Genomic DNA, 24,176 nt, shown 5'->3' with positions numbered 1-24,176 from the left:
TAGTTATTTGAATGAATTAGAGATTGCACAAAATGCAACAAAAGAACCGATCGAGCAAATTTGCGCTCGTTTAAATATTGATCGAAAAAAATATGAACCAATTGGCAATTATATAGCTAAAGTCCAAATTCCGTCAGAAAAAAAACTGGATAACGATAAACTTGTTTTGGTTACAGCAATGAACTCAACTCCAGCAGGTGAGGGTAAAACCACTTTATCAATTGGGCTTGCTGATGCAATGAATGCTAGAGGATACAATACAGTTTTAGCTTTACGTGAACCATCGATGGGACCTGTAATGGGCCGAAAAGGCGGCGCCACTGGAGGTGGTTATTCTCAAGTAGTTCCTCGTGCAGAGATCGATTTGCACTTTACTGGCGATTTTCATGCAATCCAGATTGCAAATAATACTCTTGCAGCCTTAATTGATAATGATATATATCAAGGAAATCCCCATCAACTAGACCCAAAATCAATTATTTTTACCCGAATTTTAGATGTTAACGACCGGGCTTTGCGAGAGATCGTGATTGGTTTGGGAAGTAGAGTTAATGGCGTCACTCGTCCAGATCAATTTGAAATCACTGCTGCCAGTGAATTAATGGCGATTCTTTGTTTAGCTGAAGATTACGTTGATCTCAAAAAACGGATTGGTTCAATTTTGATTGGTTTTACTTATTCTGGTGAGCCGGTTACCGTTGATCAATTAGGATTTGCGGGTCCAATTGCTGCAATCTTGTCTAAGGCGCTAAGACCTAATTTGGTTCAAACTTTAGATCATACACCTGTTTTTATGCACGGTGGACCATTTGCCAACATTGCTCACGGCGCTAACAGTATCCTTGCTACGAAATTAGCTCTGAAATACGGAGATTACGCAATCACTGAAGCTGGTTTTGGAGCTGACCTTGGCGCAGAGAAATTTATTGATTTGGTTTCTAGAAAATTGGGAACCCTTCCTAAAGTTATTGTAATTGTTGCAAGTGTACGTTCTTTGAAATTTCAAGTTCTCGGTTCCATGACTGACATGCAAAAAGAAAATGTTGCAGCAGTCAAAGAAGGCTATGTTAACTTACAGCAACATCTCAATAATCTTACCAAAACAGGAATCAAAGTAGTAGTTGGGATCAATAAATTTACAAATGACACCGAAGAGGAACTGGCTGCTTTAACCCAATTACTAGATCAAGATCACTTTAATTGGGCGATTTCTGAAACTTACGAATTAGGAGCTGATGGTGGCAAACAATTAGCAGAACTTGTCCATCAACAGCTTGAAAAACCAATTAGTAAGGTCGAACGTTTTTACGATTCAAGTGATGATTTAGAAACAAAAATCGAAAAAGTTGCAACGAAAGTTTACCACGCTGATGGTATCGAATTAAGTCCTGCAGCTAGAAAATCATTAGCAGAATTGAAAAAATTCCATTGGGATGAATTACCAATTTGTATCGCCAAAACCCCACAGTCATTTAGCGATGATGCGGGTTTACTAGGCGCACCTAAAGGTTTTACTTTACAAATTAGAGACCTTTTACCAAAACTAGGGGCGGGATTCATTGTTGTTTACACCGGGAAAATTCTAACGATGCCAGGATTGCCCCAACATCCGGCAGCACTTGATATTGACCTCGATGCCAAAGGAAACATTCTTGGACCAGTTTAATGAGTAAAAAAGTTAAAATTCTAATTATCAGCTTAATAGTGATCCTCGATCAATTCTTAAAATTTTCCGTTAAAACTAACATTGCTCCCGAAAACGAAGTTCCTTTGATCCCAGGATTCATTTCTTTAACTAATATTAAAAACTCTGGAGCTGCTTGGAGTTTATGGGAGGGGAAAACTTGGATTTTCATCATTGTAACGCTGATTTTTATTCCATTTGCAATCTATTTTTTGTTTTTTAAAAAATATCAGGATTCTTGGTTCAATACTGGACTTGCCTTAATTTTAGGCGGCACAATTGGTAACTTTATCGATCGAATTTTTGAACGGCAAGTTGTCGATATGATTATGCTCAAATTTATCGATTTTCCAATTTTTAATCTGGCAGACGTGGCAATTAATGTTGGCGTCGTTTGTCTCGTTATTTATCTATTTAAGAGTGGTAAGGATACTCCAAATGAATGAAATTAAAATTAAGCAAACTGGCTTGCGGCTCGATAAAATTTTAAGCAATGAATTAGATCTTTCTCGTAGCCAAATTCAACGTTTAATCACCGAAGGTCAAATTACTCTTAATGGTGAACTGACAAAGGCTAACATCAAACCAAAAATCGATGATCTAATCGAAATTAAGCAAATCGATCGACCGCCTCTAAAAGCAGAACCTGAAGATATTCCACTTGACATTATTTACGAAGATGATGACGTTTTAGTGGTTAATAAACCAGCTGGAATGGTCGTCCATCCGGCAAGCGGACACTACCATGGAACTTTAGTTAATGGTTTGATGTACCATACTAAGCTTGCTAAGAGTACTAATGATTTCCGTCCAGGAATAGTTCATCGAATTGATAAAGATACCTCGGGACTGTTAATGGTGGCCAAAAGTGAGCTTGCTCTAAAAAGTCTTAGTGATCAACTCAAAAATAAACAAAATCTAAGAAAGTACCAGGCGCTTGTAACTGGAAGAATCGAAGAAGACGAGGGGACAATTGAAGCTCCTCTTGGGCGAGATCCCAAAAATCGATTAAAAAGAGCAGTTATTTCGGGTGGCAAAGATGCAATTACTCATTTTTCGGTCAAAAAGAGATTTGATAATTTTACTTTAATCGACTGTCAACTGGAAACTGGACGAACTCATCAAATTCGAGTCCATTTAAATTACATTGGTCATCCTCTTGTCGGTGATCCGCTTTACGGCGTGACAGGGACAACTAAAATCCATCAAGGACAGTTGCTCCACGCGGGAACCTTGGGTTTTTCTCACCCGCTTACTAAAGAGTTCCTTACTTTCTCAGTTCCCTTACCAGCAGATTTTCAAAACATTTTAAAAACAATGGAGTGACTATGGTCAAAAAAATAATTAACGCGATTGGACTTAACCGCTCAATTACTCGAATCGCCGTCGAAATCATCGAAGAAAATAACAGTTATAAAAATAATTTAATTTTTGTGGGCACTGAAAACGCTGGTAATGAAATTGCCAAAAGACTTGCTAACGCAATTGAAGACTTAGAGGATATTTCTATTCCTGTTATTACTCTTGAACAATTAACAAAAGAGAAGGGGGAAGTATCTGATAAAATCGTAGTTTTAGTCACTAAAGTTATTAGTAAAGGATGGCTAATCGAAGAAGCAATTAATAAAATTTTATCTCTGGGTAAGCCGCGATCAATTCAATTAGCCGTCTTGATTGATCGGGGTCATCGCGAGTTGCCAATTGGGGCTAATTACATTGGAAAAAATGTGCCGACTGCCAAATCTGAATTTGTCGAAGTTCGGCTCAATGAAATTGACGGCGAGGATGCTGTTTATTTACAATGAAAAAATATTTAATTTTAAATGACGGATCAACTTTTGAAGGAGAATCTTTTGGCAGCGATGCTATAGCAACGGGACGGCTTGTCTTTCATCTAGTTAACCATAGCGTAACTGAATCATTAACGGCTCCAAATAATTACGGAGCAATTGTAGTCTCTAGTGATCCAGCTGTTGGACTAAGAGAAATTGACACAATGGATTTACAATCATTAGAGACTAATATTAAGGGATTTATTGTCAGCAATTTTCTAGCCATTGATCGACCTGAAGGAATTCAGTTGGATCGTTATTTAAAAGAAAAAAATATTCCAGGACTTTACAATCTGAACGTTCATAAATTAATTGAACACCTTCAGGGAGTTAAGGAAATGGATGCTACGATTATTGATTACGTGGATCAGCATGCCTTTGATCAATTAAGAGCTTTTGTAAATCCCAATAACTTAACCGATTTCGTTTCAAATAAAGGTCCGTATTTAATTCCTGGCAGCAAAAAAACGGTCGTAGTTTTAAATTTGGGCTTAAAAACGAGTTTATATCGTTCACTGGTAGAAGTTGGATTAAATTGCATAGTTTTGCCGTATGATGCATCTTTAGAGATGATCGACTCTTATCACCCAGCAGGAATCATCATAACTGACGGACCAGGAAACACTAATGAATTATCAGCTTTAGTGGATAAAATCCCTCAATTAGCCGAACACTATTCTATTTTAGGAATCGGGTTAGGCCAATCTCTAATTGCCCAAGCATTTAAAATCAGATCGACAGAAAAAAATAAAATTGCTTGTTACGAAGGGCAATATGTCGTAGAACGATCGACTGGTGAAGTCTCACAAGTCCATGATGACTCAAATTATTTAATTCCCTATGAAGAAAAAATTAAACGAATTGCATTTGTGCTTTTTACTGACGTTAAAAGATGTTTCGTCAAAGCCTTCCGGATTCGTAAACATAATATTATTGGAATTTCTTTTGACTTAGAATACGCCGGCAGCGGACGAAACTATTTGTTAGATGAATTTGTTGATAATTTGAGCTGAAAGAGAGAGCAATGGCGCGCAATATTATATTAATCGGCAGTTTAAAGAATAATAAAAATCATTATTCAATTCTCAATGAGTTAATGGCAGAGACTGTCGATGCTTTAACCGAGAAATTTGATCAAGTCTTTTTACTCAATGTTGATCTCAATGTTGAAAATGCCAAAATTAAACACAAAACGTTCGATATTAATCAAAACTCATTTAAAAATTTTCTTTCGGATCACAAAATCAATGCAATTTTTACCCTTACGGGGGGAAAGTCTGTTCAATCGTTTATCTATCAATTCTTTACTGATCATCCGGTTGAAAGAAAAACTGTTAAATTTATTGGTACTAATTACCGAACAATTAAAATCTTAAGCAATCATGCGGAAACAGAACGTTTTTTGTCTTTAAATCGGGTCAAGTTTCCAAGCGTTAAATTAATTGAACAGACTAAAGAAATTAACTTAACTGATACCCCTTTAACATTTCCGACTAGATTACGCTTGATTAGTCCCAAAACTCATTCACTAGGACTCTTTTACAATTATGAAAGTCTGGTACAGGGTATTAAAGATCAACAAGATGAAGAGTCGGTTCTCCAACTGGAAGAGTCGGCTTTGGGAGATAAAGAAGTTGAGATTGTTGCTTTACGTGACAAATATCAAAATACCCACATTTTGATTCGAAATGAAAAAATTGATCCTGTAGGCATTCATCGCGATCATTCACTTGTGATTTATCCGACAGTGACCCTTTTGGCACGGGAAATTGATGAAATTGATCGAATCGTTCAACGAATTATGAAAGAATTATGCACTCCCATTGTTCAAATTAGATTTGCCATTACAACCGATCACCAATATCGAGTACTTTCAATCCATAGTGATTTAACGACTTCCGAGTTAATTATCTCTAAAATTCGTCATCTTAATTTAGCACGCATTATTGTCGATTTAGCTTGCGGTAAGACAATTATTGAAATAAGCCGCAACTATGATAATCTTTTAGTTTCAGATTTAGACTTTTTTACAATCGTGGCTCCCTATCACGAAATTGATCAGTCTTCCGTGAAAAGCTTAACAACTGCTTCGCATAAACGTGCTAATTCTTTAATTATATCAATGGAATCAAATTTAATCCTTGGAATTAGAAATACTTTAATTGAGCTAGGAGGAGAATATTTACCTGATATTGAAGCTTATTTAACTCAATTATCAGATAATCATTTGGTCCGTCAAATGATGAATATTAGAATTTTTCGCCTCTTCTTTATCTTAGAAGCAATTAAACGCGATTTTCTTCTTGAAGATATCGCCGAAATTACCAAAATTGATCCAGGTTTTTTACAAGTTCTAAAGTTTGTAGCCCAAGTCTATGGTGCAAAAAAAAATCTGATAGAAAACAATTGGCAAAAACCAAACTATCAGAACTCAAATACTTTATTTCCAGTTCAGGCAGAGGCCAAAGAGCAATTAACTTTTGATCATGAACAAATTGTGATTCGTTTTGATACCAAAAAAGTCGACCACTATTCTAATGTTTATCGTTATTACCTACGAGAGATTATTAAGCTACTAGAAGATCGACAGCAAAAAATTGTAATGCTTAATAATTCTTTCGATAATTTTGATTATCCTAAACTAACTCTGATCCAGCTGCCAATGGAGTTGCTTGATTTTCCAGCTGACATTGATGAATTGGTGGTAAATAGCGCAAATTCATATGAATTTGGGGTGATTCGTTGCGGTTCAAAGATAGTCTGTTCATCATTAGTTCATTTTAATAAAAATCACCAAGTTCAATCTTTGCAAAAGGTTAGCGAAAATCTGCAAAAACTCTCTTTGAAACAAAAGACAATTGCAGCAACTTATTCTTTTGAACTTAATGAAAATGATGAACCAAAAAATCTAATAATAACTCCCACCTTGTCGCGTTCTTTTTATTTTTCAGATCCAAAATTGCTCAAAGGTGCCTTGTCATTGTTTGTGCAAGCTAAACTTTTAACTTAGCGACAAATTCGGCTTCAGGGGTTACAGAGATGGTTTTTTGACCAGTAAAGATTACAAAACCAGGCTTAGTACCATTAGGCTTTTTAATATTTTTGATTGGCACATAATCAACAGGGACTTGCGCTGAATGTCGCGATTTTGAATAAAATGCAGCAATCATTGCACCTTCGTAGATTGTCTGCTCACTAGGATTAGCCGTTTTTAAAACGACATGTGACCCCGGGATATTTTTAGTATGCAGCCAATAGTCGGTCTTTTGAGCCTCCCGTAAAGTTAACCGTTCATTTTGCAAATTGTTGCGCCCAACTAAAATTTTAGTGCCATCAGTCGCCTTGAACTCTAGTGGTTTACTTTTAACAGGACGAGTTGTTTTGCCACCTGGATTTTGAACTTTCAAATATTTTTCTTTAATCAATTCCTGACGTATCTCACCTAAAGTATTGTAATCAGCCAAATCGATTTGGGTCAAAACCGTTTCTAAATACTCGATTTCAGCCTTAGTGTTTTTAATTTGTTGATCAATATATTTTAAGGAATTTTGTAACTTACGATATTTTTTGTAATACTTTTGAGCGTTACGCTGTGGTGATAACTCTGGTTCCAAGGAAATCTCAACCTTCGTTCCAGGTTCATAGGAATTTTCCAAAGATACATTGTGTGCACCTTGGTGAATTTCGTTAAGGTTAATAGTAATTAAATCGCCTTTAATTCGATAATCATCAGCCTTTTGAGCCTTTTTCAAATCTTTTTCTAAATTTAAAAGTTTCCGGTGATCTTTTTTCAAAAGACTATCCAAATGAGTAAGAATTGCTTGTGCTGCCTGTTTATTACGAGCAAATGATGACTTTTCAGCGTAATACGTATCCAGTAATTCAGACAAATTCAGATAACTCTGACTTTTTAAATCAATGGATTGATATGGAAATGCTGTAAAATTGACTGGCTGATTTTCAGAATTATAGTAAATCGTCGGATGGGGACTAGCGAGTTTATCAAAAAAATCACTCCAGGCCTGACTTGGATCCATTGCAAGCATTGACGTTTGCAATTCTTTAAAGGTATCTTTACCGAAGCCTTGAAAATAACGCAAAAACTCAGCTACTTCAATTTGGGTTGGACGAGGGAAATTTAAGGTATTTTGTTCAAAAGGATTTAGTTTCTGCTGTAAAATAGGCAACTCATAGACAAATCCTGGCAAAAGAACTCGTTTTCCTTTCACGTCGAGATTCTCTTTCTTTAAAAGATCAATGATTTTGTTGTCGTTATCATTTAGAATTAAAACATTGGCATGGCGTCCTAACATCTCGGCAACCAGAGTGTATTTCATTTTATCTCCCAAATCATTTATATTAGTCAAATGCAACAAAACAATCCGGTCGTTGCCAATTTGTTCAACTTTTTCAACCAATGATCCCTGTAAATATTTGCGCAAAATCATGGTGAAAGGATACGGACGAGCAGGTGCAGAAATATTTTGTTTAGTAAAATTAACCCGTTGATACTCAGGATGAATTGATATTTCTAAATTGCGATTTTTTCGCTGCTGACGGATAGTCAAAATAATTTCAAAGGCTGAAGGCATTTGAATTTTAGTGATCCTTCCACCCGCCAATAAAGGATTTAGTTCGTTAATTAATGTGTGAATCAAAGTTCCATCAAAACTCATAATTATCTCTTTCTTAAATGGTATACAACTAGTTTATATTATTTTAGGTGATAGTTTGGTATGATTTTTGAAATCTTGTATAATAGATAAAGATTTTTTAAGGAGTGAGCAAATGAAGATCGGCTTAGTGACAGATAGTAGTGCAACTTTATTACCCGAAGAAATTAAAAAATATAATATAGAAGTGGTTTCTATTCCCGTTGAAATTAGCGGAAAAACTTATCACGAAGGTGAAGATATTTCAACTGAGGAGTTTTACGATAAACTCAGAAATAGCAAGAAAATACCTAAAACTTCACAGCCTAGCATTCAGGATACGCTAAGTAGATATCAAAAATTAGCCCAAGCCGGATGTGACGCTATCATCAGCATTCATATTACTTCGACGATTTCTGGTTTTGTTCCAAATTTAGAGGCTGAGGTTAAGAACCTCAAAGGGGGACCAAAAATCTACGTTTTTGATTCGTGGATTACAGTTAGGCTAATGGGGTACCTGGTTCTTTATGCTGCTAAACAAATTGAAAAAGATGGTGATAAAGCCGACCCTGAACAAATTATCGAAAATCTCAAAAAAATCAGAAGCTCGATCGGTGAATATTTTATAGTTAATGATCTGCAAAACCTTGTTAAAGGCGGCAGGCTTTCTAACGCTAGCGCTTTTATCGGAAATATCCTTAAAATTAAACCATTGCTTACTTTTGATGATGACACCCATCAGATTGTGGCTTTTGAAAAAGTGAGATCCATCAAACGCGCCAATTCTCGAATTGAAGAACTTTTTGTCCGAGATACTGCTAATATTGATTATCCAATTAAAGTTCTGATTATTCAAGGTGACGACGAAGAAGAAGCTAAGCGCTGGGTTGAGAATTTAAAAGCTAGATTTCCTAATTATCATTATGAGATTAGTTATTTTGGTCCAGTTGTGGGAACTCATCTTGGTGATAAATCAATCGGATTGACCTGGTTAATGGATTTTGATCAAGTGTTTTTAAATGAGGGTAAATGATGACAAATGAATTTCCGCAAGCTTTGACGATTGCTGGATCTGACTCTGATGGATCGGCAGGGATCGAGGCTGATCTTCGATCATTTTTTCAATGCCATGTGTATGGGTTAGTTATTCAAACAACCGCGGTTGCGGGAAATTCTTATGGCGTTTTTGACCGCTGCTCACTACCGAACGATTTTATTCGATCGGAGTTTACAAATTTGGCGTCAGATTTTAAAATTAGAGCTGCCAAAACCGGAATGCTGCCAGATTCCCAAATGATTTCATTGGTCGCTGAGGAATACCAAAAGACTGATTTCGGTCCTTTAGTAGTTGATCCAGTGATTGTTTCTAAACATGGGGCAATTTTAATGGACGAGCCTGGAGTTAATACGCTGAGAGAGAAATTACTTCCGTTATCAACGGTGATTACCCCCAATTTTAAAGAGGCTCAGGCTTTGACTGAACTACAAATCAAAGATGATCAACTAATTAAACAAGCAGCAAAAAAAATGCAGTCTTGGGGCGCTAAAAACGTGATGATCAAAGGAGCTCATAATTTTGAAAGCGAGCAAAAATCTGTGCGTGACTTCGTTTTATTAGCCGATGGTAGTACATTTTGGTTAGAAAATGATTATGTAGATACAAAAAGAATTAACGGAACTGGAGACACCTTATCTGCAATCATCACAGCTGAGCTTGCTAAAGGTAAAAATGTAAAAGATGCGATTATTATTGCTAATAAAAATACTTATCGCGCACTAAAACAACCTATTAACGTCGGACATCAATATGGACCAATTAATCATTGGCAAATTAAGGAGGATTTAAACTAAATTGAATCAAAAAAAGGATCATCAAAATAAAACTTGGATTATTATTGTTGCAATTGTCGTCGCACTAGTTATTATTTTTGGAGTAGTGAAAATTAACAGCAAGAAAAGTAATCAGGGAACAAGTGCTAGTAAGAGTTCTGTTACCAAAGTATCTAGTAAAACTACTTCTAAGGTAAGCTCTACCAAATCTAAATCTGATGTTCAATCTACTGTCAAAAATGGGAAATTATTAAAAAAAGAACCAACGATGAAAGATTTTAATAAAATTTCCGTTGCAGACACGAACAATAAGGGCAGCAAAGGAACAACTTTAAGTGAAGCCAAAAAATTGTTAGGAGAACCAACAACCCTAACTGAAAATAAAACAAAAGATGTTAGCTCTTCTTTTGCAAATTGGACTTATAATCGGAAATCTCCAACCGACAGTATTAGTTTAAGTGTTACTTTTACTAATGATCAAGCCGTTTCTAAAGGCATTGTCGGTTTTAAGGTCAAACGAGACAAAAAAATCACCTTAAGTGCTTTTAATGAAATCAAAGAGCATGCAACTTATGAAGAAGTGGTAAAAGCTTTAGGTGAACCAAATGGAATCACTGATAGCTTATCTAACAAGAAGTCATCTCGCACGGCGATCTACAGTTCAGATCTTGATGCAAATGAAGATAAGCCACGGGTAGATTTTGTATTTTCTGATAATAAGTTACTTTCAAAAAATCAAATTGGATTAAAATAATGTTAATAACCCCCCTTTTGTTCAAAAAGGGGGGTTATTTTATCAAATCAGAGCTAAATATTTAATTTCATCATAAATAAATTCTTGCTGATTAATCACTAAACCTAATTCGGTGCATCCCTCAATAAATCCGATTACCGGAGCTGACTCCAATGGTTCGTGATCTTTAATTTCAGTAATGTTTTTTTCTACAACAACCTTTTGGTTATAAATTAAAGCGCTGCTAACATTATCAGCAATTTCTCCAAAATCCATTTGTTCATGGTGAACTTGGGCAAATTGCGTATCTTCCAGCTTTTTTTGCTGGTGAATCGCTGCACTATGATCAGAGAGATAAAATCCAAACCATCTAAGCATCCCGCGATCTTTAAACTCATGCAGAAATTGATCGCGTTTAGCAGGATCATAGTGAGGGTATTTATTCATACGAATTTCCCCCTGCATGACCTCCAACAAGTCCAGCTCGTTTAATTGCTGTACCTCCTTTTTTTAAAGAAGCGGTGTGAACCAATTTAGTAAAACCAAATTTTTTCCTAATTTCGTCGACGCTATTTTCAAGGGTTGCTTCCTTATCTTGTTGCGTCTTGGAAAGAAATAAATTGCCCTGTGCTGCATTTGATCTAGTTAAATCGGTACAATAAAGTGAAATTTGACGAACTGTCTGACCCGTCCAAGAATCTTTGACCAATTTTTCTACTTCATCAGCTAAAGTCAAAGAGAGATTAGTAGGTTCAATCTTCTTTTGCTTGGAAACTCCTTTAACTTGATCATTAAAATAAATTGCAATACAACCAGTAAAATATCCTTGTTTACGAATACGGGTCGCAACTTGGTCAGCTAACTCACGAAAAACGATGCGTAAATCATTTAATGTCGTATAGTCATAAGGCAAAACTTGTGAATTACCGATACTTTTAGATTTAGGAACAAGATTTTCTTTAAGCACAGAACGATCAATTCCCCATGATAAAGCGTAGAGTTGGGCGCCAATAACACCCATTTTTTGTTGCAATAAATAAGGATCGAAATGAGCTAGATCTTTTAATGTGTAAATTCCCAAATTATTTAATTTCTGAGCTGTTTTCTTTCCGATACTCCAAACACTTGCCAAATCGTCAATTGGCCAAAGAAAAGTTTCGATAGTTTCATAATGAATTTCACCTAAAAAAGAAGGATTTTTCTTAGCATAAAGATCAAGGGCAATCTTAGCTTGAGTCGGATTGTCACCAATCCCAATTGTCGTGTAAATTCCAGTTTTTTCTTTAACTTCCTGTTGAATTTTATGGGCAACCTCACTAATCGTTTGGCCATAAAGCCGCCAAGAATTAGTTAGATCAAGAATACTTTCATCAATTGAGTAAGGATGAAGATCCTCATCGCAAACGTAGTGGTTAAAAATATGATTGATTTCCAAATTCTTAGTAATGTAGCGATTCATCCGGGGAGGGTAAATGAATAAACGCGGATCTTTTGGAATATCTTTAAGGCGCGAAACGTTCGTTTTTAAGCCAAACAGCTTTTTTGCCATTGGACTAGTAGCCAAAACTAAGCCCCCGCCACCGATGTTATCACCTTTTGAAACAACAATAACCGGATCTAACAAAGGATTTTTATGGTGATCTACTGCTTCAACACTTGCATAAAAAGACTTGGAATCAATGACAAAAATCACACGATGCGGTTCTTTTGAATAATCGTACATGTATGTTCCTCCTTCGTATCCAAAATAATAGAACATTTGTTCGATTTTTTCAATCTTTTACTAACAAAAAGTACATGTTATACTCTAAACTATGAAAAAGAAAACACTATTACTACTAGCATTTCTAACAACAACTTTGTCGCTTGGGGTTAATCAACATCAAGTAAACGCCGCAATTGAACAGGGTATAGTAACTATTAACTATGTCCCAGGATATGGAATTGAACTGTGGCAAGGTTATGGAGAACAACGCGTATCCACTGGTAGAAAATTAGCTGATGGAACTGCTTGGAAATATACTGCCGTACGGCAAGCTCAGGGATCCACATGGTATCAAGTTGCTAATGATCAATGGATTTCAAGTGATCAAGGAGCAACTCCAACTGAAGTTGAAGTAACTAATTCAGGAGTTGCTAAAATCAATTACGTTCCAGGTTATAGCATTGCAGTCTGGGATAATTATGGCAGTGCTCATCAGACGACTGGTCAGTTTCTAAAACACGGCACCTCATGGAAATTTTCCCAAAAAGTCATCGATAGTAATGGCGATGCCTGGTATCAAGTAGGAAATCGTCAATGGATTTCAGGTGCCTATACTAAAGTTACAAATGAATTTTTTGATGCAAATGCCGCAAAAGTCTGGGATCCCAATTTTGCAACACTTAAAGTCACTAAAAATTCGCCCATTTATACAAATAGCAATTTTTATGCAGCTGGCGCTTACCGCGCCAATGCCGGTGCTTTAGTTGAAGTTTGTTCAACCGTTTTAAATGGAAACACAATTTGGTATGAATTAAGCGACGGAGGTTGGCTTCCATCAAGTGTTGTAACACCGATCTCTACTCAACGTTCAAGACTTATTTTAAATGGAAAAACAAAAGATCAGGCAATTAACGAAGTGATTGCAACAGCTAAGCAGCAATTGGGTAAACCATACGTTTGGGATGGTAAAGGACCAAATGGTTTTGACTGTTCTGGTTTAATGGAATACGTTTTTCAACATGTTACAGGTCAAAACATCGGTTCTTGGACCGTGCCGCAGGAGTCCTCTGGAGTTAAAGTAACGCTTGATCAACTTCAAGCGGGGGATCTTATATTCTGGGGAGCACCAGGCGCTACTTATCATGTTGGATTGTATTTAGGTAACAATCAATATCTCAATGCTTTACGTCCTGGAACCAAGATCAAAATCGATCAAATTTCCGCTAGTTTTAATCCTTCATTTGGCGTAAGGATTTTTCCTTAAGAATAGGAGTATCTCGTGATCAAAAGACTATTTACGTATGGCCACAAAGGCCTAAAAGGTGCTTTGCAGCAAATAATCAGTGATTGGTTAATGATGGTTTTACCAATATTAACTGCTGCGGTAGTGTTTTTTTGGTATCAAACGGGACATCTAAATATTGTCCTGACGGGCATTTTGATTGCAATTTTACTCTTAATGACTTTTTATTTTGCGTTGCCCCGCACCCGATCACGCATTAATCAATGGACTAGCGCCGCTAAACAGGAACTGCGTCAAGAATATCTCAAAGGTATTTTCAACCCCCATTCTGATCCAACGGCAAAATTAACCGCTCAAACGGTGATTAACCGTGACCTGCAGGGAATTGACCGTCTAGATGTATTTTATAATAGCGTCTTTCCGTCGTTTTGCGCAGTAACTTTAACATATTTATTATTAATAATTCTAGCTATTTGGTGGCATTCTTGGGTTTGGATTTTGCCAATTGTTTGTATTTTATTGATTGGCATCTCAATGATGTTACTGCAAAAAATCAGCCCGAAAGTTAACTGGGAATACATGAACGGTTGGCTTTCAATGGGGAATCGTTTTATTGATGATCTCCAAGGCATCAACACCTTAGTAATGTATCAAGCAGATCAACGTTATCAAACATCTTTTAATGAAAAATCCGAATTTTTTCGCCAGAAAACTATGGATTTGCTCAAATATCAGCTCCAGTCTTTATTAATATTAAATACTTTGATCTTCGGGACTCTAGCCATTAGTTCAGTTATGCTTTGGTTTGACGTGCAAAGTAGTCGAATATCAATCCCTGAATCATTAATCATGTGGGTTTTGATGGCAGAATTATTAACTGCAGAACGCCAACTAGGTTATTTCGTCCACATCATAATTTCTACCAAACCCGCAATGACCCATATTTTTAAAGTAATTGATCAAACCCAGATTCTGCCAAATCAACCCACTGAATCAGATCTAATCAGTGAAATCAAATTGGAGCAAGTGACATTTGCTTATCCCGATAAAGCAGCATTATTAAAAGATGCTAACCTTGATTTAAAAAACGGCAAACTTTATGGCTTGGTTGGTCATAATGGTAGTGGAAAAAGTACCTTAGCAGAAATTTTAAGAGGTCAACAAAAAATTTCTGCTGGTAAATTACAAACTTTTAATAAAACACAAAAAGTTCTGCCAAATCAATGCTTGCCTAATAGAATTGGCTACGTAAGTGCACAGCCTTACCTTTTTTCAGGTACGATTGAAGAAAATCTGACCTTGGGTAACGGAATTGAAGCTAACTGGCAACAAACCCTTAAAAACTTAGGCTTATGTGATTTTATTAACGATTTGCCGGAAGGATTTGCAACCCAAGTTGGAGAAGGAGGGCGGCTTATTTCTCCCGGACAGCGCCAACAGATTGCTTTTTCTCGATTGATTTTAATGAATAAAGATGTTTATATTTTCGACGAAGTGACCGCTAGTATCGATGAAGTTAACAGTCAAATCATTTTGAAAGCCATTAAGAAACTTTCAACCGATAAAATCGTACTCTTAATTACTCACGAGTGGACAATTATTAATCAACTTGATTTGATTTATTTCCTAAACGATCAGCATTTTGAGCTTGGTACTGTATCTGATTTAGATCAAAGCAATAAAGATTTCCAAAAATTGATGGCAACTCAAAAGATGTTGGAGGAAAAATTATGATCAAGCGAATGATTAGTTTTGTACGACCGCTAATCCCTGCCTTATGTTTAAGCCTTCTAACTGGTTTAGCAGCTGAATCATTGCAAGTAATCGTTGCGTGGTTTACTGGAATCATCATTACAACACACTTTTCCTGGCCTGATCTTTGGTTCATTTTAATCGTAATTGTGATTGGAGGGATATGCGCCTTTGTCGAACAATACAGCGGTCATTACGTTGCCTTTAAAATCCTCGCAACCATTCGAAAACTGGTCTATCGAAAAATCCAAAAACTGGCACCTGCTGGATTAGATCAAAAACAATCAGGCGATTTGTTAAAAACGATCGGCAGCGACATTGAAGCAATGGAAATTTTTTACGCTCATACAATTGTTCCTCTTTTCCTTGGACTTATTTTCTTGGTTGGAGTTTCGATTATCTTCGCACTTATTGCCCCAATTGCTGGGTTAATCTACCTAATCTGCGGTATTTTAATTGGCATTGGTTTACCGCTATTTAAAGCTAATAAAATAGCTGATAAAAATAGTGAATTAAGTAAAGTTCAGGGACAAATCCAACAAGATATGTTTGAAGCTATCCGTGGCCGGGATATTTTGATTCAATTAGATGCCGTGTCCAAAAAGTTAGCTGCTGTTCGATCTAATTATCAAGAAGAAGCTATAGTTAGCCAGCAAGTGGGTCTTTTAAATTGGCAGAAAGGTTGGCTGAAATTAATAATTCTTATCATTTCGTGGATTATAACTGCTGCAGGGCTAATTTCATTCAATTATCCCTTAGCAACTGTTCTGCCACTTTTATTGGCCTTTCCGTTTGCATTTAAACCGGTCGAAGCTCTAGCATCATTATCTGATTCATTAAGTAAAGGATTTGGCGCCGCAAAAAGGGTTTTCGCTTTATTAGACACCCCCGAACCAAAATCTCAAAACTCAGGCACTCTACAAATTGAACAGATTCAAGATCTTAAAATTCAAAATTTAAATTTTTCATATCCGAATCGCGATGTTGAAGTGCTCAAAGATGTTAGTTTGACCTTAAAACAAGGGCAAATTGGTGGAATTATTGGACCAAGTGGTAGCGGAAAATCAACTTTAGTAAAACTAATTATGGAGTGGTATCCCGTAAGTGAAGATACTATTTCGCTTAACGGAACTGAATTAAATAAAATCGATCACAACTCCTTATGGTCTCAAATTAATTATTTGACCCAAGAACCACAGCTTTTCTCGGATTCAATCCGCCAAAATTTAACTTTGGGTGATGAAACATTCTGTGATAGTGACCTTTGGAACATTTTGTCTGAGGTTCAACTAACTGATCTAGTAAAACAATTACCCAAAGGCTTGGACGAACCTCTTGAGGCACTTGACCTCGAATTATCAGCGGGTGAAGCACAACGTCTAGCATTAGCCCGAGCGTTACTTCATCCTTCCTCCTTTTTAATTCTCGATGAGCCTACAAGTAATTTAGATGTATTAAATGAGAAAATCATTCTTTATGCGATTAAGAAGCATTATCAGGGAATGGTTCTTATGATTACCCATCGGGAGGAGTCACTTAGCATTTGTGATGTCGTATGGAAAATTAGTAATGGTCAAGTAAAAATCAGCCGCTAAGTTTTAAGACTTGCGGCTTTTAATTTATTTTAGATCTACTATTTTGGCGACTAATATGATATTCTGGTTTTATTCACGAGGGTTTTGGGAGCTAGCTAAAACCCGCTATTTTTTTGAGTTAAATTGAACAGGAGGAAAAATGACTGAAATCAATATCTTAGCAACAACAGACGTCCATGGATTTATTGAAGAAAATGCTGGCAGTTCAGCTTTGGCAATTTCAAAAATCAAAGATCAATACTCTAATGCTCTTTTGATCGACAATGGTGATTTTTTCATTGGCAATCCATTGACCTCATATTTTAGCTTCCAAAAAAACGTTTCACCGCTGGTGGATTTTGCCAATGATTGTCACTACGACATCATGGCTCCTGGAAACCATGACTTTGATCATGGGCTAAGCTATTTAGAGCAGCAAGTCCAAAATTTAAAAGCCGATTATTTATGCTGTAACGTTTTTAAGAGCACGGATCAACTAGTATTTAAACCTTGGATTATTAAAGAAGTTGCGGATGTAAAAATTGGGGTTATCGGGGTTTTGACCAGCGGCATGTCAATGATTAGTGATTATAAAATCATGAATGGTTTGGTTGTAAAAGATGCATTAACTGAACTCCAGTGCAACGTTAAAGAACTAAGATCAAAGGTTGATCTTTTAATTGTTGCCTATCATGGGGGGATTGAACGTGATTTAGCAACTGGCAGATCAACAACTTATGCCACCGGTGAAGATGAAACCTATAAATTGGTTAGCAAAATTTCTGGAATTGATGGATTTATTTGCGGCCATCAACACTGGATTAATCAAGGGAAAGTTAACAATACAGCGGTAATTCAATGCGGTTATGCTGGTAATTGTTACGGACACTTGAAGTTTAACATGGAATCCGGGAAACCAACGGAAGTTACTAGTAAAATTGTTGAGCTGGCAAAACTTCCTTCAGAGCAGAAAACGTATTATGATTCAAAATCATATCAGGATTGGTTAAAGCATCCGGTTGATATTTCAAAATTACAAGTTTTTCTCAAACAGAAATTTGGGCGCTGTAATTTAGGGATATTTTTAAAGCTTAAAGGCAACAGCAATCAAGAATTAATTGATTCATTTCCAGTTCCTTACAGCGTTAGAATTTATCACTTAAATGCCAGCGAATATTCCAATTTCATACAGCAAGAATGGACTATCAAGGAAGAAAATCACCAGGCTGATGCAACAGATTTTCTAGTTCTGACCAATTCGTATGAAGTACCTGAATACCGCTTGGAAGAAGAATTCGTTCATAATATTTTTGATCAATATTTATTTTATTTACAACAAAGATTAGGGGATTAAGTTTAATGGGTTTAGTTGGAATTATTGTTGTTTTGGGACTTTTGTATTTTTTTAGTTTTGATCGAGCAAAAATCGATTATAAGTCAATCATTTATCTATTTGCAACTGAGGTTGTAGTACTGTTCATTATGGTGCATACAACTGTCGGTGACTGGGTCTTAAAAGGTCTTGCAAGCAGTTTAAACATTATTACTGTATCTAGCAAAAAAGGTGTTGATTTTGTTTTTGGTAATATAAAGAATCCGCAGGCAGCCTCACAGTTTTTCTTAGACGTGTTGCTACCATTAATTTTCATTTGTGCCTTAATTGAAATTCTACAATACCTCAGAATTCTCCCATTTATTATCAAATACGTGGGAAAAGTTTTGAAAAAGCTCTTTCACATTGATGAAATTAATGCCTTTACGATCCTGAGCTATCCGCTTGTCAGTAATGGCGTTTTCGTACCATTTAAGGATCAAATGCAAAAAATGAGTGACAACCAGCTGTTCACTCTTTCGATTTATACTATGTCGAACACAACCCTTACAATGATTGCTTCTTATATGCATATCATTAAGTCACAATTTATCATCATCGCTTTGATTTTAAATCTTTTCACTTCGATTATCGTAGCTAAAATTGTGGCTCCATATGATATCTCTACTGTCGATTACGAAATTAAAGAGGCTAATGATAATAAAAAATCATTAATTACTAGATTAATTGATAGCATGAATTTGGGCTTCCGTTTAGCAATCAATATATCAGTTTCAATCATTGGATTTGTCGGATTGATTACTTTTATTAATATCATTTTTAAAGCTATTTGCGGTCATTCACTCACTGCAATCTTAGGTTATGTTTGTGCTCCAGTAACTTTCTTGATGGGAGTCGATTTGCATTCAGTAATTAGTGCGGGTACGGTTCTAGCAACCAAAACTTTCACAAATATTTTCGTCGCCATCAATGAAATTAATTTAAATAGTGTCCCATTAAAAACTCAAGCGATCGTCAGCGTTTTCCTGATCTCATTTGCTAATCTGCCAAACTTAGGAACAACTCTTGGAATTATGCATACCATGACCAACGAAGGCAAAGGAGAGGTTGTCGCTAAACATGCGCTAAAGCTATTTTTAGTAGCAATTTCTGTCAGTATCATCAATGGTGCTTTGGTTGGGATTTTCTACTCATTTTAAATCTTCCTGACCGCGCTCGAAGTATTCTAACGAGCCAATTTCGCCACTTAATTTAAATTTTTCTGCTTGATAAACAACTTTAGTTACAGCGTCATTTTTAAGAGTTGTCCCAGTATATTCGGGAATTTTTGCTTGATGCAAAAATAGATTAATTGACATACCTGAACTAACCACTAGGATATTTCCGCCGCCAGCTGATTCTTCTTTTTTGACGATCTGGCTTATGCAGTTGCTCATTCGTTTTTCAACTGCCGCTGAACTTTCTGCCCGATACGCTTCGGGCAAGTTGGTATTGAGCAGATTTTTTTGATCTGCTTGATAGTAAAAATCCTGCATCTTATTTTGGGCAAGTGGGCCACACGATTTAAGAAATACATCGAAACTTTCGTAACCATAATATTGCGCAATTTCCGGAAATTTTCTGCCTTCGTAGCTGCCGTAATTTCCTTCTCTTAGATCAGAAGTGATTTGAAGAGGCACTTCTGCATTACCGGAATATTTCAGTGCTTCACGGGCGGTTTTCTCCTGCCGCGTTAAATCACCTGAATAAGCCGCGCTAAAAGTTATATCTTTCATTCCGCGCCCCAAATACTCAGCTCCCAAAAGTCCTTGTTCAGTCAAGGTGAAATCACACCAGCCCTGAACGAGTCCCATCACGTTAGCTGTTGTTTCGCCGTGTCTTACCAAATATATTGTTGTATTCATTGTTACTCCTGTTCTTTTTTCGATTCAGTTATTTCACCATTCATAATTTTATCTGAAATATAATCTTTGATCGAATTAGGAATGGGATAAACATGATCATACTGATGAAGGTACCCACCCGGATAAACTTTACCGGAATCATTAGCTTTGAAGTTGAAACGCCAATTGTTGTCTTTCTTTGTTATTGAATAGTTAAAAATGGAAGATGATGTAATTACACCCTTTGAAAATTTTGAACGAATTTTCTTGGAAAACTTCGAAAATAGTTTTTTATTTACAATTGTTTTTTCATAGCTGGTCTTGAAATTATTGAGCCGCCGAGGTTCATCATACAATTGATGAGTCAATTCAGCATATTCATCAACGATTAAAGTAATTTTGTTCTCAGAAATTTTGTAATGACCCGAACTTAATTCAATGTAAATAAAATGCGAACTATCTTCTCCTGATTCTCTCTCTTTAAAAGTAGAATTTTGAACCAAAATAAAAGTTTTATCTTTTTTTAAGTGCAGAAAATTTTCACCTAAACCCTTTGTCTGATCAGGATCCTCGATTTCTTTATCATTAAAGGAAAATTTCTTACCAATCAATTTTTTAGCAGATTTTGCCTCAATCTTAGGAGCTAAGGCGACTCCTTTATCCTTCGCATTTTCAATTTCATCACGACTTAATGATTTAAATTTTGGATCCATCATATTGCGATCACAAGCCGCCATATTTGTAACTAACAGCAAACTTAAAAGTAAAATCAGAATTTTTTTAATCATATTAAATTCATTATAGCAAACACAAATGAAAGGGGTTAGCTAATGGAACAAATCGATTTAACAACTGGTAGTTTAAATTTAAGCCAATTGCAAAACATTTTTAGAATAATACCGCAGGAATTCGACTTTATTGACGAGAAAGATATTATTCGTTGGTACTCAAATAATTCCGAGCGCATTTTTGATCGAGAACCAAGCGCATTAAATAAACACGTCTTAGACGTTCATCCGTCTAAGAGTGCAGATCGAATTATCAAATTATTAGACCAAATGCATAATGGTACAGTAAACGAACAAGTCATGGTAATTCCCGCCAAAGGAAAACAAATTCAAATTAGTTTTTATGCCGTCAAGGACGAAAACGAAAAATATTTAGGATGTATTGAAGTAACTCAAGATGTATCTCATTTGGTTGGCAAAACCAAACTAGGACACATGGCTGATTTAATTAAAAAAAGATTCAGTAAAGGGTCATCTTGACCAATTTCTAACGAGGGATATTGATTTAATTGCGACAAATCAATATCCATTGGACGTACAATAATCATCTATAGCTTTATTTTGATTAAATTCTTGGAACTTTTGTTGAGATAAAAAGACTACTTCAATTTTTTCCATCATCTTTCAAACCTAATGCAACTAAATCTTCATAATTCATTAGTAGCAGCCTTCTTCGTTTTACTTAGACGATTCGATTTGGAAGTTGATGTTTCTTAAGTTTTTTAAAACTAATCGAAATTAAAGTTTAATGCTTATAATCAAACTTTTAGAATTAGGTTGGTAAACGATCAAAAAAAATAATTTTTTTCTTGCAATTCAGAGTGAAACCACTTACAATGATTTTGTTAGTTAGGTGAATTAATCGGAGGTACAAATTTATGAAACAGTTGACTAAAAACGGGTTGGCTGAATATTGGGAAGGCTTTCAACCAGGTAGCTGGCAGGATGAAATTAACATCCGCGACTTTATTCAGGAAAATTTCTTAGGTTACGATGGTGATGAATCATTTCTTGAAGGCCCAACTGAAGCAACTACAGTATTGAACAACCAAGTTTTAAATTTAAAGAAAAAAGAACGCGAAGTTGGTGGTGTACTTGACGCTGACAATAATATTCCAAGTACAATTACTTCTCATGGAGCAGGATATTTAAATAAGGATCTAGAAAAAATTGTCGGCTTACAGACTGATGCTCCACTTAAGCGTGCATTTATGCCATTTGGTGGAATCAGAATGGCTGAAGACGCCTTAACGTCTTACGGATTTGAAACAGATCCCGAAATGCACAAAGTTTTTAACGAATGGCATAAAACTCATAACCAAGGTGTTTTTGACATCTATGATCCAGAAATGCGGGCGGCACGCCACTATAAGATTGTGACTGGACTTCCTGATGCTTACGCTCGTGGTCGAATTGTTTCAGATTTTCCTCGAATTGCTGTTTACGGCATTGATCACTTGATGGAAGAAAAAGCAAAAGATTACGCTGGAATTGGCGACGGAGACATGACCGAAGAAGTAATGAGACTTCGTGAAGAAGTATCAGATCAATATCGGGCATTAAACGACATGAAGAAGATGGCTGCAGCTTACGGTTATGATATTTCTAAGCCAGCTCGAAATGCAAAAGAAGCAATTCAATGGATCTACTTTGGATATTTGGCTGCGATTAAGACTCAAAACGGTGCTGCAATGTCTGTAGGACGTCTTGATGATGTAATTGACATCTTCATCCAACGCGATCTTGATAACGGAATTATCGACGAAACTGAAGCTCAAGAATTAGTTGATCATTTCATCATGAAATTAAGATTAGTTCGCTTTATTAGAACTCCTGACTACAATTCATTATTCTCAGGTGATCCAATTTGGGCAACTTTGTCAATTGCTGGCATGGGAATGGATGGACGTCATCATGTAACTAAGACTTCATTTAGAATTTTGAAGACTTTGGAAAATATGGGTGCAGCTCCTGAACCAAATATTACTTTACTTTGGTCAGATCGCCTGCCTGAAGGATTCAAGCGTTATGCAACTGAAGTTTCAATCAATAGTTCAACAATTCAATATGAAAATGATGAACTGATGAGAACACAGTGGGGAACTGATTATTACGGAATTGCTTGCTGTGTATCTGCACAACCAATTGCTGATGGGGTTCAATACTTTGGAGCTCGGGCAAACTTGGCAAAGGCTATCCTTTATGCCATTAACGGTGGAGTTGATGAATTAGGACATAAACAAGTCGGACCTGCCTACGAACCAATTACAAGTGAATATATCGATTATGATGAATTCATGAATAAGTTTGATAAACAAATGGACTGGTTGGCTGATGTTTATGTCAATGCCTTGAATGTCATTCACTATTCTCATGATAAGTACTACTATGAAGCAGCACAGCTTGCATTAAAGGATACTCGTCTAAATCGGACTTTTGCTACTGGTATTTCTGGCTTCTCACACGCTGTTGACTCAATTTGTGCGATTAAATATGGTCATGTAAAACCGATCCGCGACGAAGATGGCGTCGCAGTAGACTTTGCTGTTGATAATGATGATTATCCGCGGTATGGTAACAACGATGATCGTGCTGATGATATTGCTAAATGGCTAGTTAAGACTTTCTATACAAAGATGAATACTCATCAATTGTATCGGGGTTCTAAACTTTCAACTTCTGTTTTGACCATCACTTCTAACGTTGTTTATGGTAAGAATACTGGTACAACGCCAAATGGTCGAAAAGCTGGTGAACCATTCTCACCTGGTGCAAACCCTGCATACGGAGCTGAAACTCACGGTGCATTAGCATCTCTAATGTCAACTGCAAAAATTCCTTATAAATACGCTACCGACGGTATTTCAAACACATTTGGAATTACACCTAACACTCTCGGACACGATACAGAAGCTAGGAAAGATTCATTGGTAAATATGATTGATGGCTACATGGTTAATAATGGAATGCATTTGAATGTTAATGTATTTAACCGCGATACATTGATTGATGCACAAAAACATCCAGAAGAGTATCCTACCTTGACGGTCAGAGTATCTGGTTACTGTGTATACTTTGCTGATTTAACTAAAGAACAACAAGATGATGTAATTGCTCGTACATTCTTTGAAGAAATGTAAAATAACAATCATTTAAAAAAGTGGGAG

General features: G+C 36.2%; 21 protein-coding genes. 16 read left to right on the top strand and 5 right to left on the bottom strand.

Annotated features, from left to right (window positions below; all coding sequences use genetic code 11):
* Window positions 1-7 precede the first annotated feature (7 nt).
* The 6 genes from R8495_RS05310 to R8495_RS05285 are packed head-to-tail and all read left to right on the top strand — an operon-like array spanning window position 8 to window position 6,526.
* The gene (locus tag R8495_RS05310; protein ID WP_317636484.1) at window positions 8-1,666 is read left to right on the top strand and encodes a formate--tetrahydrofolate ligase; all 1,659 of its coding nucleotides are present in this window, start codon (window positions 8-10) and stop codon (window positions 1,664-1,666) included.
* Complete coding sequence (gene lspA, locus R8495_RS05305; RefSeq protein WP_317636483.1) at window positions 1,666-2,130, top strand: signal peptidase II; 465 nt, start codon at window positions 1,666-1,668, stop codon at window positions 2,128-2,130. The genes R8495_RS05310 and lspA overlap by 1 nt, the downstream gene beginning before the upstream one ends.
* A complete protein-coding gene (locus R8495_RS05300) occupies window positions 2,123-3,010 on the top strand; it encodes an RluA family pseudouridine synthase (protein WP_317636482.1) in 888 nt (295 codons plus the stop codon). Before lspA ends, R8495_RS05300 begins: the two co-directional genes overlap by 8 nt.
* A 2-nt stretch (window positions 3,011-3,012) precedes the next feature.
* Window positions 3,013-3,489 (top strand): type I phosphoribosyltransferase, encoded by a 477-nt coding sequence (locus tag R8495_RS05295; protein ID WP_317636481.1) that lies wholly within the window; start codon window positions 3,013-3,015, stop codon window positions 3,487-3,489.
* Window positions 3,486-4,529: a carbamoyl-phosphate synthase domain-containing protein gene (locus R8495_RS05290; protein WP_317636480.1), complete on the top strand. Its 1,044-nt coding sequence runs from the start codon at window positions 3,486-3,488 to the stop codon at window positions 4,527-4,529. Before R8495_RS05295 ends, R8495_RS05290 begins: the two co-directional genes overlap by 4 nt.
* Before the next feature lie 11 nt (window positions 4,530-4,540).
* Window positions 4,541-6,526 (top strand): ATP-binding protein, encoded by a 1,986-nt coding sequence (locus R8495_RS05285; RefSeq protein ID WP_317636479.1) that lies wholly within the window; start codon window positions 4,541-4,543, stop codon window positions 6,524-6,526.
* Here R8495_RS05285 and R8495_RS05280 read toward each other — a convergent pair.
* On the bottom strand, window positions 6,510-8,192 hold the full coding sequence (locus tag R8495_RS05280; protein WP_317636478.1) for an Rqc2 family fibronectin-binding protein: 1,683 nt from the start codon (window positions 8,190-8,192) through the stop codon (window positions 6,510-6,512). The genes R8495_RS05285 and R8495_RS05280 overlap by 17 nt on opposite strands.
* A gap of 112 nt (window positions 8,193-8,304) precedes the next feature.
* On the opposite strand from R8495_RS05280, the gene R8495_RS05275 reads away from it, so the two are divergent.
* Genes R8495_RS05275 through R8495_RS05265 form a run of 3 tightly spaced genes read left to right on the top strand, consistent with a single transcriptional unit; the run spans window position 8,305 to window position 10,752 of the window.
* Window positions 8,305-9,201, top strand: a complete 897-nt coding sequence (locus R8495_RS05275; RefSeq protein WP_317636477.1) for a DegV family protein — start codon at window positions 8,305-8,307, stop codon at window positions 9,199-9,201.
* Window positions 9,201-10,019 (top strand): bifunctional hydroxymethylpyrimidine kinase/phosphomethylpyrimidine kinase, encoded by an 819-nt coding sequence (gene thiD, locus R8495_RS05270; RefSeq protein WP_317636592.1) that lies wholly within the window; start codon window positions 9,201-9,203, stop codon window positions 10,017-10,019. Before R8495_RS05275 ends, thiD begins: the two co-directional genes overlap by 1 nt.
* Before the next feature lies 1 nt (window position 10,020).
* Complete coding sequence (locus R8495_RS05265) at window positions 10,021-10,752, top strand: DUF3862 domain-containing protein (RefSeq protein ID WP_317636476.1); 732 nt, start codon at window positions 10,021-10,023, stop codon at window positions 10,750-10,752.
* Window positions 10,753-10,794: 42 nt separating this feature from the next.
* Here the strand turns inward: R8495_RS05265 and R8495_RS05260 are convergent, their stop codons facing one another.
* Entirely contained in the window at window positions 10,795-11,178 is a 384-nt protein-coding gene (locus R8495_RS05260; RefSeq protein ID WP_317636475.1) for a hypothetical protein, read from the bottom strand.
* Window positions 11,171-12,454, bottom strand: coding sequence for a Y-family DNA polymerase (locus R8495_RS05255; protein ID WP_317636474.1), 1,284 nt, complete (start codon window positions 12,452-12,454; stop codon window positions 11,171-11,173). The genes R8495_RS05260 and R8495_RS05255 overlap by 8 nt, the downstream gene beginning before the upstream one ends.
* 91 nt (window positions 12,455-12,545) lie before the next feature.
* Between R8495_RS05255 and R8495_RS05250 the strand changes: the two genes are divergently transcribed.
* The 5 genes from R8495_RS05250 (at window position 12,546) to R8495_RS05230 (ending at window position 19,537) form a co-directional block, all read left to right on the top strand.
* Window positions 12,546-13,700, top strand: a complete 1,155-nt coding sequence (locus R8495_RS05250; protein WP_317636473.1) for a C40 family peptidase — start codon at window positions 12,546-12,548, stop codon at window positions 13,698-13,700.
* Window positions 13,701-13,715: 15 nt separating this feature from the next.
* Window positions 13,716-15,413, top strand: a complete 1,698-nt coding sequence (locus tag R8495_RS05245; protein WP_317636472.1) for an ATP-binding cassette domain-containing protein — start codon at window positions 13,716-13,718, stop codon at window positions 15,411-15,413.
* On the top strand, window positions 15,410-17,026 hold the full coding sequence (locus tag R8495_RS05240; protein ID WP_317636471.1) for an amino acid ABC transporter ATP-binding/permease protein: 1,617 nt from the start codon (window positions 15,410-15,412) through the stop codon (window positions 17,024-17,026). The genes R8495_RS05245 and R8495_RS05240 overlap by 4 nt, the downstream gene beginning before the upstream one ends.
* Window positions 17,027-17,165: 139 nt before the next feature.
* Window positions 17,166-18,359: a bifunctional metallophosphatase/5'-nucleotidase gene (locus R8495_RS05235; RefSeq protein ID WP_317636470.1), complete on the top strand. Its 1,194-nt coding sequence runs from the start codon at window positions 17,166-17,168 to the stop codon at window positions 18,357-18,359.
* Between the two features lie 5 nt (window positions 18,360-18,364).
* Window positions 18,365-19,537 (top strand): nucleoside transporter C-terminal domain-containing protein, encoded by a 1,173-nt coding sequence (locus R8495_RS05230; protein WP_317636469.1) that lies wholly within the window; start codon window positions 18,365-18,367, stop codon window positions 19,535-19,537.
* Here the strand turns inward: R8495_RS05230 and R8495_RS05225 are convergent.
* Together R8495_RS05225 and R8495_RS05220 are read right to left on the bottom strand one after the other, a co-directional pair.
* Window positions 19,529-20,242, bottom strand: a complete 714-nt coding sequence (locus R8495_RS05225; RefSeq protein WP_317636468.1) for a histidine phosphatase family protein — start codon at window positions 20,240-20,242, stop codon at window positions 19,529-19,531. The genes R8495_RS05230 and R8495_RS05225 overlap by 9 nt on opposite strands.
* Window positions 20,243-20,244: 2 nt before the next feature.
* A complete protein-coding gene (locus R8495_RS05220) occupies window positions 20,245-21,009 on the bottom strand; it encodes a hypothetical protein (protein WP_317636467.1) in 765 nt (254 codons plus the stop codon).
* A gap of 42 nt (window positions 21,010-21,051) precedes the next feature.
* On the opposite strand from R8495_RS05220, the gene R8495_RS05215 reads away from it, so the two are divergent.
* Window positions 21,052-21,489, top strand: a complete 438-nt coding sequence (locus R8495_RS05215; RefSeq protein ID WP_317636466.1) for a PAS domain-containing protein — start codon at window positions 21,052-21,054, stop codon at window positions 21,487-21,489.
* Between the two features lie 398 nt (window positions 21,490-21,887).
* Complete coding sequence (gene pflB / locus R8495_RS05210) at window positions 21,888-24,149, top strand: formate C-acetyltransferase (RefSeq protein WP_317636465.1); 2,262 nt, start codon at window positions 21,888-21,890, stop codon at window positions 24,147-24,149.
* Window positions 24,150-24,176: the final 27 nt, after the last annotated feature.

It is taken from the genome of Xylocopilactobacillus apicola (assembly GCF_033095985.1).
Taxonomy (GTDB): Bacteria; Bacillota; Bacilli; order Lactobacillales; family Lactobacillaceae; genus Xylocopilactobacillus; species Xylocopilactobacillus apicola.
Note: the sequence above shows the minus strand (reverse complement) of the source record. Positions and strands in the feature narration are given on the sequence as shown.